This is a genomic window from Flavobacteriales bacterium (assembly GCA_019694795.1).
Lineage (GTDB): Bacteria > Bacteroidota > Bacteroidia > Flavobacteriales_D > UBA2798 > UBA2798.
In genome coordinates this window covers 1-13,256 of the sequence record JAIBBF010000013.1, presented here as the reverse complement: position 1 = coordinate 13,256, position 13,256 = coordinate 1, and the positions used below count along the sequence as shown (strand labels likewise).

General features: G+C 41.6%; 15 protein-coding genes. 13 read left to right on the top strand and 2 right to left on the bottom strand.

Annotated elements, in window-relative coordinates; translation table 11 throughout:
• Window positions 1-72: 72 nt before the first annotated feature.
• The 4 genes from K1X56_06170 to K1X56_06155 all read left to right on the top strand — a co-directional run bounded on the left by K1X56_06170 (window position 73) and on the right by K1X56_06155 (window position 3,924).
• Window positions 73-708 (top strand): hypothetical protein, encoded by a 636-nt coding sequence (locus K1X56_06170; GenBank protein ID MBX7094289.1) that lies wholly within the window; start codon window positions 73-75, stop codon window positions 706-708.
• A 158-nt stretch (window positions 709-866) separates the two neighbouring features.
• Window positions 867-1,793, top strand: a complete 927-nt coding sequence (locus K1X56_06165) for an ABC transporter ATP-binding protein (GenBank protein MBX7094288.1) — start codon at window positions 867-869, stop codon at window positions 1,791-1,793.
• A complete protein-coding gene (locus tag K1X56_06160; GenBank protein MBX7094287.1) occupies window positions 1,793-3,010 on the top strand; it encodes an ABC transporter permease in 1,218 nt (405 codons plus the stop codon). Before K1X56_06165 ends, K1X56_06160 begins: the two co-directional genes overlap by 1 nt.
• 38 nt (window positions 3,011-3,048) lie before the next feature.
• A complete protein-coding gene (locus K1X56_06155) occupies window positions 3,049-3,924 on the top strand; it encodes a MerR family transcriptional regulator (protein MBX7094286.1) in 876 nt (291 codons plus the stop codon).
• Between the two features lie 52 nt (window positions 3,925-3,976).
• Here the strand turns inward: K1X56_06155 and K1X56_06150 are convergent, their stop codons facing one another.
• Window positions 3,977-5,191, bottom strand: coding sequence for a hypothetical protein (locus K1X56_06150; GenBank protein MBX7094285.1), 1,215 nt, complete (start codon window positions 5,189-5,191; stop codon window positions 3,977-3,979).
• 134 nt (window positions 5,192-5,325) lie between these two features.
• On the opposite strand from K1X56_06150, the gene kbl reads away from it, so the two are divergent.
• The 9 genes from kbl to K1X56_06105 all read left to right on the top strand — a co-directional run bounded on the left by kbl (window position 5,326) and on the right by K1X56_06105 (window position 12,517).
• Window positions 5,326-6,516, top strand: a complete 1,191-nt coding sequence (kbl, locus tag K1X56_06145; protein ID MBX7094284.1) for a glycine C-acetyltransferase — start codon at window positions 5,326-5,328, stop codon at window positions 6,514-6,516.
• Window positions 6,517-6,526: 10 nt separating this feature from the next.
• Window positions 6,527-7,015, top strand: coding sequence for a hypothetical protein (locus tag K1X56_06140; GenBank protein MBX7094283.1), 489 nt, complete (start codon window positions 6,527-6,529; stop codon window positions 7,013-7,015).
• Window positions 7,016-7,159: 144 nt separating this feature from the next.
• Window positions 7,160-7,615 (top strand): 50S ribosomal protein L13, encoded by a 456-nt coding sequence (rplM, locus tag K1X56_06135; protein MBX7094282.1) that lies wholly within the window; start codon window positions 7,160-7,162, stop codon window positions 7,613-7,615.
• 5 nt (window positions 7,616-7,620) lie between these two features.
• Window positions 7,621-8,007, top strand: a complete 387-nt coding sequence (gene rpsI, locus K1X56_06130) for a 30S ribosomal protein S9 (protein ID MBX7094281.1) — start codon at window positions 7,621-7,623, stop codon at window positions 8,005-8,007.
• A 128-nt stretch (window positions 8,008-8,135) separates the two neighbouring features.
• Window positions 8,136-8,957 carry a 30S ribosomal protein S2 gene (gene rpsB / locus K1X56_06125; GenBank protein ID MBX7094280.1) on the top strand — a complete coding sequence of 274 codons (822 nt, stop codon included), beginning with the start codon at window positions 8,136-8,138 and terminating at the stop codon, window positions 8,955-8,957.
• A 19-nt stretch (window positions 8,958-8,976) separates the two neighbouring features.
• Window positions 8,977-9,807: a translation elongation factor Ts gene (gene tsf / locus K1X56_06120; protein ID MBX7094279.1), complete on the top strand. Its 831-nt coding sequence runs from the start codon at window positions 8,977-8,979 to the stop codon at window positions 9,805-9,807.
• 61 nt (window positions 9,808-9,868) lie between these two features.
• Entirely contained in the window at window positions 9,869-10,576 is a 708-nt protein-coding gene (gene pyrH / locus K1X56_06115; GenBank protein MBX7094278.1) for a UMP kinase, read from the top strand.
• 39 nt (window positions 10,577-10,615) lie between these two features.
• Window positions 10,616-11,176 (top strand): ribosome recycling factor, encoded by a 561-nt coding sequence (gene frr, locus K1X56_06110; protein ID MBX7094277.1) that lies wholly within the window; start codon window positions 10,616-10,618, stop codon window positions 11,174-11,176.
• Window positions 11,177-11,269: 93 nt separating this feature from the next.
• Entirely contained in the window at window positions 11,270-12,517 is a 1,248-nt protein-coding gene (locus K1X56_06105) for a hypothetical protein (protein ID MBX7094276.1), read from the top strand.
• Here the strand turns inward: K1X56_06105 and K1X56_06100 are convergent.
• Window positions 12,514-13,179, bottom strand: coding sequence for a T9SS type A sorting domain-containing protein (locus K1X56_06100; protein ID MBX7094275.1), 666 nt, complete (start codon window positions 13,177-13,179; stop codon window positions 12,514-12,516). The two genes, K1X56_06105 and K1X56_06100, sit on opposite strands and share 4 nt — an antisense overlap.
• Between the last annotated feature and the right edge of the window lie 77 nt (window positions 13,180-13,256).

Genomic DNA, 13,256 nt, shown 5'->3' with positions numbered 1-13,256 from the left:
TTTTAAATCGGTGTAGATTTTTGTTCTTTTCTTAACGTTTTCGTAACTTGCTAACCATAGAAGTTGCGAATTATGAGCCTTATCGTCTATTTATCGTCTGCCATCTTAAGTTTCTCTTCCATTTCGAATGATGGACTTACTGATGCATCTACTCAAGCACAGGTTGCGCGTTTCAACGTGGTAACTGTGGGTCCGCAGGTAGAAATTTCCTGGGTGAGTTTAAAAGAAGAAAATGCCGGGTACTTTACCATCGAGCGTTCTTCGGATGGTGTCAACTTTTTAGAGATTACACGCGTTTCTGCACTGGGCGATTCTCCTGCGCTATTAGAATATTTCGAATCCGACCGCGATCCGCTTCCGGGTGTTTCTTACTATCGCTTAAAGCAAACGACTAAGGACGGTGAATATTTTTACAGCGATTTAATTACGGTTAAACGTCACGAATGTGGTGAGTCGCCTGAGGGACTCTCCAATCAAAAACCGATGGATGCACCTGCTTTATTAGCGGGAAATGTTTTCGGTGGAGAAGAAACACTGGTTATCGTTCGCGATAAATCGGGAAATGAATTTTATTCGAAAGTTATCTTGATTAATGTCGACGGTAAAATGGTAGCCTATGATCCAGATGGTCGCATTGTTGATGGCGAGTACACCATTGTTGCTTCTTCCAACGATGATTTGAATCAACGTAAGGTGAAGGTCGATTAATCATTTAGCTTCACAGCCTTTTTCTCCAATTTTTTTGCATTCTCACTGTAATGCAAATTCCACACTTAGAACACAATGTTTTCTCTTTTTAATAAAGCAGGGTCTTTTTATTTCCAAAATCATCGTTCGCTAAGTCTCCTTTTGTAAATTGCGCCCCCATGCTTGAGGTTCGCGATTTACATAAAGTGTACGGAGATAAAACTGCCGTCCAGTCCATTTCATTCAAAGTGGAACGGGGTGAGTTTTACAGTTTGCTCGGACCCAACGGCGCCGGAAAATCAACCACGCTTTCTATTTTATCTACCTTGTTAAAACCCAGTTCGGGAACTGTTTTAATTGATGGTATCGATGTGGTAAAAGAACCCTTATCCATTCGTAAAATGATTGGGGTGGTTCCACAGGAGATTGCCCTATATGAAGATTTATCGGCCTTCGATAACCTGATGTTTTTCGGTTCACTTTATCCCATGGGGAAAAATGATCTTCGGATTCGTGTCAACACCCTTCTGGGTGATTTCGGATTATCGGACCGGGCGCATGATAAAATCAGAACTTATTCGGGTGGAATGAAACGCCGCATCAATATTGCCGCCGCTTTATTGCACGATCCGAAACTGCTTTTTATGGATGAGCCAACAGTGGGCATTGATCCGCAGAGCAGAAATAACATTTATGAAGCAATCAGCCGATTAAAAAACGAAGGGAAAACCATCCTCTATACCACCCACTATATGGAAGAGGCAGAAAAATTTTCCGATCGGATTGGAATCATCGATAAAGGGAAAATTATTGCAGAGGGCACCCTTCGTGAATTAATTTCCATGGGCGATGTGCAGGAAGAAATCATTGTCCACAGTGAAACCATTTCCTCATTTGAACATCAGGAATTTCAGCTGAACGAACACATACAGGTAAAAGGAACTTCCGATGCCTTGCACTTTACGTGTAAAGATTTACGTTCATCGCTTCCTGCAATCATGAATTTTTGTTTCGAAAAAGGAATTGTTATTCGAACCATAGATGTACGTTATTCCAATTTGGAATCAGTTTTTTTATCATTAACCGGAAACAAATTGCGCGACTGATGATTCGAATTACTTTAAAAGATCTGCGTTTGTTTTTCTCCGATAAGAAAGCGGTCCTGCTTACCTTTTTAATGCCGGTGGGACTCATCACCCTTTTTGTTTTTGCATTTGGTGGAAACGGGGGAAATAACAATGATATCGAACTGGATGTACTCGTTGCCGACAATGCGCAAACACCGGAAAGCAAACAACTCATTGCAGAACTCGATTCCCTCCCTGCGCTTAAAGTGCAAGAGGTAGACGAAAAAAAATTACGTTCGATTATTCAAAAAGGGGATCGTACCGGTGGATTGATTATTCTTCCTGCTTACGAATCGCGAATGGAAAAGGGTGAAAGTGGATTTGTTTTTGTCTTTGATCAGGCAAAAGCAGCAGAAGCTTCCATGTTAAAAGGATTAATCAGTGCTAAAATTTTCAGAGTGGCAGGAAAGTTTTCCATCAAAGCAAAACTGGCGAAGAAAATGAAGGAAGAATTTCAAATCGAAGATTCAGCTTCATTGGCGATGGTCACACAGAACGTGGATGACATGATGAATTCATCTTCAGATAATGACTCACCTGTAGAAGGAATGATTGCAGAAGAATCACTTTCTTCTCCCGATAATACCAATCCTGCCCTGGTCCAGGCTGTAGCAGGAACGGCCATAATGACCCTCCTTTTTTCGGTGGCTGCAATGGGTGCAGGATTGCTCGATGAAAAAGAAAAAGGAACCTTGCGACGCTTATTAATTTCACCAATCAATCCGCTCGATCTCCTATTGGGAAAAATGCTTTCGGCCACGCTCATTGGATTTTTACAATTAATGGTCATGATGCTCTTTGCCTGGATGGTTTTCGGTCTGCCCATCCTAATTCACCTGCCTGCATTAATTCTAACCACCTTCCTGGCGGCCTTCTCTTGTGCCTCATTTGGAATGCTCATTGCGAGTGTTTGCACTAGCCGGAAACAAGTTGAGGGACTTTCCACCATTGTTGTATTGGTGATGAGCGCCATTGGTGGATCCATGATGCCTACCTTCTTTATGCCGGAGTTCATGCAAAAACTTTCCATGTTTTCGGTCAATTATTGGGGCGTGCAGGCGTATTACGATATATTTTGGCGCGAATTCTCCTGGTCATTATTAGGTTTCCGTTTAATGGTGCTGTTTTTCATAGGGTTGATGATGATCCTGATTTCAATCCCATTTTACCGGAAAAATATTTTAAAAATCGGCTAAACAATTGTGAAGAGTGTTTGTTGTGAGAGGTATAGGCTATGAAAAAGTACTCGATTAAGGATATTGAGAATTTAACGGGAATCAAAGCGCATACATTGCGTATTTGGGAGAAGCGCTATAATATTATTGAGCCCGACAGAACCCAAACGAACATCAGGAAGTATTCAGATTCCGAGCTGAAACGTATTCTCAATATTGCCATCCTTAATTCTTGCGGACTCAAAATCTCGCGTATTGCCGGACTTAGCGACGAAGAGCTTTCGGAAAAAGTGCTGGAGTTGCAAAAGTCTTCCGGTTCCGAGGATGTTTTCATTGAACGAATGGTGGTGTCGATGATCCAGATGGATGAAGACAGTTTTGAATCGGTACTGGATGAATGCATTCAACTGAAAGGATTCGAACGCGCCATGTTGTACGTGGTGTATCCTTTCCTTACTAAAATCGGCGTATTGTGGCAAACCGGATCTATTAATCCGGCACAGGAACATTTTATTTCGCATCTCATTCGGCAGAAGCTGATGGTGGCGAGCGATTCGTTAAAAGATAAACCCAAAAACAAAGGGACTTTCATCTTGTTTTTACCGGTGAACGAATTGCATGAAATAGGATTGTTGTTTTATAATTATCTCTTGCGGAACAGAGGATATAAAGTCATTTATCTGGGACAAGCCGTTCCTTTTGATGATCTTGAAAAAGTCACCAAAATTACTCCTTCCGATGCGATGCTAACTTTTTTCGTATCGCCGATGACAGAAGAAACCGTTCAGGATTACATTAACAAAATGCACAGGAATTTTCCGGATTTAAATATCTACATAACCGGTCACCAGGTGATAGCCGACGCAACGCTTTCCTATCCGAAAAACATAATAAAAATATCCAGCGTTCAGGAATTTGTTTCTATGCTGAAATAAAAAAGGGAGTCGAAAGACTCCCTTTTCATTTATCGAAATTTATTTTCTTCAATTATTGATTGGCAGCATAACGAGCTTGTTGGAATCGGATAAATTCTAAATGAGCACGCGCATCTCTTTCGTATTTATTTACGCCAATGGTGATCACTTTATTAGCGGTCATTTCTGCATTGGAGTAATCATTTAACCAGATATAAGCTTCAGTCATGTTTACTAAACAAGCTGAAGTTACGTTGGCGTCAACACGAGCCTTTTTATCGTTAGGATTTGATTCCTGTAAAATTTGATTGTACATCCCGAGGGCTTCCTGCAATTTTGCCTGGGCCTGTTGAATTTTATCAGGATAAGCCAACATTAACAAAGCCGTTTCCATGGTAGAATAAGCTTTTTGAACATCAGAATAATCTATATTTTTTTGTTTTGCGCTATACAATTCAATTCTGCGCGATTGAACAGGGTATCCATAGGTGCTAACAAAATAACTATTCAACACCGAAATGTTTTCCTGGATAGCTTGGGTTTGGCGTTCTTCCCAAACGATGTTTTCATTGTCGTACCACCACAATTCCAATTCAGATTTTGTTTTGAATTCTTTCGTCCTCCAGCTTCTGAATCCTTCGGTCTCAGCCATGCGTTGACTATACACCATGCCTTTTCCGGCAGCTTCAACTTGCAGCGAGAGTGGATGACGATATTGAATGGAATAAAAATATTTGATGGCAGGAGCAGTACCACTTTGTTCCAGTTTAATCATACCTTTTTCAAATCCTTCGAATACAATTTTAATTTTTGCTGCCGATCCCGTGTTTTGGGTGAGACCATCAATTTTAATCGCCGGAATAATCGAAGTGGGTTGAATTTCCTTAATCAGAAATGGTTTTTTCGGGCGAACCGGCGGATTCATTCCCGGATAAGGTGGTTTTACAGGCGCAACTGCAGTTGTATTTCCTGCTATAACCTGGTTTTCCCAGATGATCATGTTGTTTAAATGCTGACGATCAATTTGTGCTTTTTGCTGATCGTAGGCGTCCATATAGGTGCTTAAAGTGGTCAGGTAATTTTTGCTGGCCAGATCATAAGCATTGGTCGAATCGGTATTTCGTTGCTGATAGCTCATGCTCACTTCAACGGAATAGGTTTTGGTGGCATCGTTAATTTTAACAGCTGGAAGTTGGGTGTATTTGAATGTAACTTTGTTATCCAGAATGTTTTGAGCCGAGGCCCAGGTGCCGGATAATCCGAGGAAAAGGAGTAATAATTTTTTCATAACGCAGAATTTGAGAGGGGATTTGCCATAATCGTGCCAATCCCATGCCCGAAGATAAAATTTTCGAAGATTTAATCCGCCCTCTTTGGCTAAGGAATTTCCTATAAATTTGAAGCTCACATAAATTATTTTCTATGTACGGAAACATGAAAGCTCATTTGGAGCAGGAATTACAAAGCATCGAATCCTCCGGATTGTTTAAGCGCGAACGAATTATTACCACTCCGCAGGGAGCAGCTGTAAAGGTGAATTCCGGGAAAGAAGTGCTTATTTTTTGTGCCAACAATTACCTCGGTTTGTCCTCTCACCCAAAAGTGGTGGAGGCTGCTCATAAAACCCTCGATACCCATGGATACGGAATGAGTTCTGTGCGTTTTATATGCGGAACACAGGATATTCATAAAGAACTGGAACATAAAATCGCACATTTTCTCGGGACCGAGGACACCATTCTCTACGCTGCTTGTTTCGATGCGAATGGTGGCGTTTTCGAACCTTTGCTGGGAGAAGAGGATGCAATTATTTCCGACGAATTAAATCACGCTTCCATCATCGACGGCGTTCGTTTGTGTAAGGCACAACGTTTTCGCTATAAGAATTGCGATATGGCTGACCTCGAAGAACAATTAAAGAAAGCTTCCGGATGTCGTTTTAAAATGATTGTAACCGATGGCGTTTTCTCCATGGATGGATTCGTAGCTCCATTGGATAAAATCTGTGACCTGGCCGATAAATACAATGCACTTGTAATGGTGGATGAATCGCATGCAACAGGATTCATTGGTAAAACCGGAAGAGGCTCCATCGAATTAAGAAATGTGATTGGACGTGTAGATATTATCACCGGTACATTAGGAAAAGCGCTCGGAGGAGCAATGGGTGGATTTACAACCGGTAAAAAAGAAATCATCGAAATGTTACGTCAGCGTTCACGTCCGTATTTATTCTCTAATTCGCTCGCTCCGCACATTGTTGGTGCAAGTATTGCAGTGTTCGATATGCTCAGCGAAACCACTTCACTGCGTGATAAGCTGGAATGGAACATCAACTATTTTAAAGACGGTGTAAAGAAAATCGGACTCGATTACAAAGACGGTGAATCAGCCATTGTGCCTATTATGTTGTACGATGCAAAACTGGCGCAGGATTTTGCTTCTAAAATGCTCGAAGAAGGAATATATGTTACCGGTTTCTTTTATCCGGTGGTTCCGAAAGGACAAGCACGTATTCGTGTTCAGCTTTCTGCTGCACATGAAAAAGAACACCTCGATAAAGCGCTTGCTGCATTTGCAAAAGTGGGCAAAGAGCTGGGAGTTATTAAATAATTTCATGTTCATGTATATTCAAACCAATAAAGGCAGCCGATTTTTTCTGCTGCCTTTTTTTCTGTTCTTCATCACATGGTGTGCCTGTGAAGAGAAAAAATCCACTACTGCAGTACCTAATCAACCTTTAGAGGAAGTATTTCATGGTGCAACCATTTCTGAACCGATGCTGGGAGAATGGTTTGATGTAAAAGACAGCATGCACCGGGTGATTTTCGATGAGCGAAATTGGATTGATATTTACAATCACGATACAGTTTCTGTAAACCCGGCCGTACTGTATTCCGATTTTCCCGATAAAGGCGGAGAACGTTCACTCGAGGGCACTATAATGCGTTTGGAAGAAAGTCCAAACAATTACTATTACTTCAAGATCGAATTACTGGATAGTTTAAGGCTTAATCTTCATTTTATCGATTCGGACCAATACTACTATTTCCTCCGCACCGGGAGCTCCGAAAGCGTTGAAAACCCGGAAAAATCACCTGCCGGAATTTAATTTATTGGGCTGATTACCAGTTCTATCATTAAAAAAGTGTCAAGTGATTCCACATGTCCGTGTTGAAAAGTTTGGCTTTGTAAAATTAAGTTGTAAATTTGCAGCCCCAATTTCCGGGAAATAACAGATTAAAACTCTATTACAGTGGACAGCATTAGCTATAAGACCGTACACGCCAAGAATGAAACGGTTAAGAAAGAATGGATCCTCGTGGATGCCGCAGATATGCCGCTCGGTCGTTTAACCAGCCAGGTAGCAAAATTGCTTCGTGGAAAGCATAAACCAAGCTTTTCCCCGCATATCGATTGCGGTGATCATGTGGTGATTATCAACGCAGACAAGGTGAAATTAACCGGTAACAAGCTTACTGAGAAACAGTATGTTCGTTACACCGGATATCCTGGCGGGCAGCGTTTTGCTTCTCCTACTGAAGTATTGGCAAAGCACCCTGGTCGCGTGGTTGAAACCGCAATCAAAGGGATGCTCCCTAAAACACGTTTGGGTCGTGCCGTGTTCCGTAATCTTCACGTAGTGGGAGGTTCAGAGCATAAGTACCAGGCTCAAAATCCAAAAGCAGTTAACCTTAACGATATTTTCTGATCAAGATGGAAGTTACCAACGCACTCGGACGCCGTAAAGCAGCAGTAGCTCGTATTTACCTCAATAAAGGTAAAGGAACCGTAACCGTGAACAACGTAGATTACAAAGAGTATTTCCCAGTGGGAACGCTTCAGTATAAAATCAACCAAAGCTTTATGCTCACCGGAACTGAAGGTCAGTTCGACGTGAACGTAAATGTTGACGGTGGTGGAATTAACGGACAAGCTGAGGCTGTACGTCTGGGAATCGCCCGCGCACTTGTTAAGGTTGATGCCAATTTCAAACCCGCTCTTAAAGCAGCAGGACTCATGACTCGTGATCCTCGTATGGTTGAGCGTAAGAAACCAGGTCAGAAGAAAGCGCGCAAACGCTTCCAGTTCTCCAAGCGTTAATCCGCTTACGAAAACGAATATTCTGTTTAGCATCCAAACCTGCCGGACTCATCAGCCATTGGCTCGTGACTACCGGCAGGTTGCTTAAATAATGATTAAGTCCAACGGAACGTAAACCAAAAAACAAAATGTCAAAAGTTACCTTCAACGAACTGCTCGACGCAGGGGTGCACTTCGGTCACCTGAAAAGAAAGTGGAATCCAAACATGAAGCCTTATATCTTCGACGAGAAGAAAGGCATCCACATCATCGACCTTAACAAAACGATTCTTAAACTGGATGAAGCATCTGCTGCCATTAAGCAAATCGCTAAGTCAGGTAAAAAAGTATTATTCGTAGCTACTAAAAAGCAAGCGAAAGACGTAGTTGCAGACCGCGTGAAAAACGTGAACATGCCATTCGTAATTGAGCGCTGGCCCGGTGGTATGCTTACCAACTTCGCTACCATCCGTAAATCAGTTCGTAAAATGGCGAACATCGACAAGATGGGTGTAGACGGAACATTGAACACACTTTCAAAACGCGAGCGTCTTCAAATTTCACGTCAACGTGCGAAACTTGATAAAAACCTTGGTTCAATTGCCGACATGACACGCCTTCCGGCTGCATTGTTTGTGGTTGACGTTTTAAAAGAACACATCGCAGTTGCAGAAGCAAAACGTTTGAACATTCCGGTATTTGCAATGGTAGATACCAACTCAGATCCAAACAGTGTTGACTTCGCAATTCCTTCGAACGACGATGCTTCTAAATCCATCGGAAAAATCATCGACATTATGGTTGCTGCAATCTCTGAAGGATTGAGCGAGCGTAAAGCAGATAAAAATGCTGAAGACGATGGCGAAGAAGTAATGGACAACAAGCGCATTGCTAATATCGACGAAGAAGTAGGCGAAGAAGGAAAGAAAAAGCCTGCCGCAAAAAAACCGGTAGCTCGTAAGAAAGATTAATTTTTAAAAAAAGAATAATATGTCAACTGTTGCAATCACCGCTGCTGATGTAAATAAACTTCGTCAGCAAACCGGAGCAGGAATGATGGACTGCAAAAAAGCATTAACTGAAGCCAATGGCGATTTTGAAGCTGCAGTAGATATTCTTCGTAAAAAAGGACAAAAAGTAGCAGCTAACCGTGCAGATCGTGCTGCAGGTGAGGGTTGTGTACTTGCCGGAACCACTGCCGATAAAAAATTCGGAGTTGTGCTCTCCTTGAACTGCGAAACAGATTTCGTTGCTAAGAATGAAGAATTCGTTGGTTTAACCAAAGATTTCCTTCAAATGGCTTTGGATAACAAAATCAAATCGCTCGAAGATTTCCTGAAAATGGATTACAAAGGCATCAGCGTTGCAGAAAAACTCGTTGAGCGTACCGGAGTAATCGGAGAGAAAATTGAAATTGGATCTTATGAAATGCTCGAAGGAGAATTCATCGGAACATACATCCACGCCGGAAACCGTTTGGCAACCATCGTTGCATTCAACAAAAATGCAGGTGACGATAACGCTAAACAAGTAGCTATGCAAGTAACTGCAATGAATCCGATTTCTGTAGATGAGAAATCAGTACCTGCAGATGTAATTGCACGTGAATTGGAAGTAGGTAAAGATTTAGCTATTCAGGAAGGAAAACCTGCTGAAATGGCTGAGAAAATTGCTCAGGGACGTTTGAATAAATTCTTCAAAGAAACTACACTTCTTAATCAGGAATTTATTTCAGATCCAAAGGTTACTATAAAGCAATTCCTTGCCGGTATCGACAAAGAACTTACAGCTACCGCCTTTAAGAGAGTATCGCTGAATTAATTTTTTATTATGAAAAGAGGGACATCGTTCCCTCTTTTTTTTGTCCAAAAAATAGCTTGCAATGAAATACAAAAGAGTCCTCCTTAAACTTAGCGGCGAAGCCCTGATGGGTGATAAGCAATTCGGGATTGACAACAATCGTCTGAATCAGTATGCACAGGAAATTAAAACCATTCACGATAAAGGCATTCAGGTTGCCATTGTAATTGGAGGCGGAAACATTTTCCGTGGTGTACAGGCAGAGCAGGGAGGAATGGAACGTACGCAGGGAGATTATATGGGAATGCTGGCTACCATGATTAATTCCATGGCGCTTCAGGCATCTTTAGAAACATTGGGTGTAAATACACGTTTGCAGTCGGCCATTAAAATGGAACAGATTGCAGAGCCATTCATTCGCCGTCGCGCAATTCGTCACCTCGAAAAAGGACGGGTAGTTATATTCGGAGCCGGTACCGGAAATCCTTTTTTTACTACCGATACAGCTGCATCACTCCGTGCCATTGAAATTGAAGCGGATGTGATTTTAAAAGGAACCCGCGTTGATGGAATTTATACTGCCGATCCGGAAAAAGATCCGAAAGCTGTAAAATATGAACGCGTTACTTTTACGGAAGTGTATGAGAAAGGATTAAATGTAATGGACATGACCGCCTTTACCTTATGCAATGAAAATAAATTACCGATTATTGTTTTCGACATGAATAAATCGGGCAATCTGATGAAAGTAATTACCGGAGATCCACTCGGTACATTGGTTGAATTTTAATACATCATATTTCTTATTTTCGCATAACAATCTGAAAGTATGAGCGACGTAAAAATGATTATTGACCTGACCAAAGAAGAAATGAATTCAGCCATTTCGCATTTGGAAAGTGAACTTACTAAAATCCGCGCCGGAAGAGCCAATCCTTCCATGCTCGAAGGAGTTATGGTGGATTATTACGGATCGCATGTGCCCATTGGACAAGTAGCCAACGTTACCACCACCGATGCGCGTACGATTCGTATTCAGCCATGGGAAAAAAACATGTTGCAACCCATTGCAGAGGCCATCATGAACAGTAATCTATCGCTTAACCCGCAAAACAACGGTGAAGTATTAATTATTTCTGTTCCTCCATTAACCGAAGAACGTCGTAAAGAATTATCTAAGCGCGCAAAAACGGAGGGAGAAAACGCAAAAGTTTCCATTCGCAATCACCGTCGTGATGCCAATGAAGCCGTAAAAAAATTACAAAAGGATGGTCTTGCCGAAGATGAAGCAAAAGATGCGGAAACAAAAATTCAAGACCTTACCAATTCATTCATTACAAAAGTGGATCAGTTGGTAGAAATTAAAGAAAAGGATATTATGACTGTTTAACAGTTCTTGTTATTACTTTGTTAACCCGCCCTCAAAGGCGGGTTTTTTGTTTCAACTATTTGTAACTTGAGGTGTACTGCTTAAAAAATGAAAATGAAACAGGTCCTTTTTTTCATCCTTATTGTTTTTGCTCAGCAGGCAAATGCGCAATATGGCAATTCATTCTCTTTTTCATCGGATGGAAGTATAATGTTGTATGATGACGGCTCGAAATGGAAATTGTATCACTTACCGGATGCGAGTTTGTTGCGCAGCTATTCCGCCGAAGAATTGTTGCAGCAAATTGATGAAGAATTTGATCCAAGTCAACCTTATTATGTAGATGGGAAATTAAATCCGGAATTATCCGGCGATGGTAAAACAGTTGTATTCTATTGCAATCTGCATTATTATTATTTCGGCACGCAGGAGGTGAAACCACTGGTTAGAAAATTCTCGGAATCGGAAAGTGCCAAACAAAGCATGTTTTCGTTTCGTGTGAATTACAATGGAACTAAATTGATCACTACTTACGTTGGAACCGATGCTGTGGATGGAGTTGGAGGTTGTAGTCCCGGTTACCGCATTCCGCAATATTTTGAATTCAGGAAAGCCGCTACATTTCTTCATGAAAAAAATGGATGCTATTTTGTTACTGCAACCGATATGGATGAATCCGGAAATGTAGTTATTCATGCGCCGGATTTTATTTTGTATGGAAATCCGAATGAAAAACTAAAACCCCTTTTTAATTCCAATCAATTTCGCCTCACCGCCAAACCGTTTTTTAATGAAGGAAGATCCCTCTTTTTAAACGGAAGAATCCCCATTAACGATAGCCTGAAGGTAGTCCGCCAGGCAAGGATGGATCGCGCTTTACTGCAGCAATTGTCGATTCCGATTACCGAGAAAGAATTTGCGAAAATCTCCGAAGAAGTAAGGGAAAAAGAATGGCCCGAGTACAAATCAAAAATGGACTGGATACGTTTTTGTCATCCGGATTCCATCTGGACACTCATGGAAACGCATTTGGTTAATGGAAAATGGACTTCCCCAAAACCGGCCATGCCTGTTCAATTGGATCCCGTTGCCTGGGCATCTTCCATTTCTCCCAATGGGAAAAAGGTGATGTGGGTTGATCTAGTTCGTGGAGATGACGGGAATAGTATTGTCGTTAGAAATTTATGTCTAACGCAGCGACTAAGCAATGGCACCTGGACAAAAGCTAAAGTTATTGCCAAAATGGAAGATCATAACAGCATGCTTTCCGTGTTTAACGATTTTGCCGTGTACCAGGATGCAGGTAGGTGTTATGTAGTCAACTTCAATAAGTCGTTTACCAAAAAAGAAGTTTATCTCTAGTTTCGGACAACACACAACGTTTTTGTGTGTTTCATTTTATCGGTGATAACAAAGAGATACATTCCTTTAGGAAGAACACTGATATCGATTTCCGATTGATTTTGAATACACTGAATTTCCTGTCCCCCCGCACTCAAAATTCTTACTTGTTCAATACCATATTTTGAATTGATTCTTACCCATTCGGATCCCGGATTGGGGTAGATGTTTAATTCCATGGCCATTCCCTGTTCGTCGATGGCGTCGAATACTATGACGTAAATAGGTCGTGCTATGCTATCATGCGTAATTGCATTTGGAGCAGCGGGCCAGATGACAATCGTATTTCCGCCGGCGCTGAAATAGTTATAATCGATGGAGTGGGAGATGGCCTGGGTGTCGACCGAAACTTGCGAATACAGCGTATCCGTGGTTTGATAGTTTTGGGAATAAAAGGGAGTCACCAGAAACCCTCCCGTATCCACCCCAACGTGAATGGTGTAGGGTCCGAAAAAATCGACGTTCCCAACGTTTTTGGTATATACAAGGTAACTTACACCCTGGTTCATAAAGACGGAGTCGGCCAATCCGGGGAAAGAGCTGCCGCTTACACTCAGACTCGCCTGAGCTTGTAGTCCGGTATAGAGTAAAATGGACGTCAGAACAATCAACAATCGTTTCATGGGTTCTAATTTTGAACAAGTTTACGGCAAAAGAACATAGGGGTTGTGTTAATTTTGTATATTTCTTACGCGTTCAA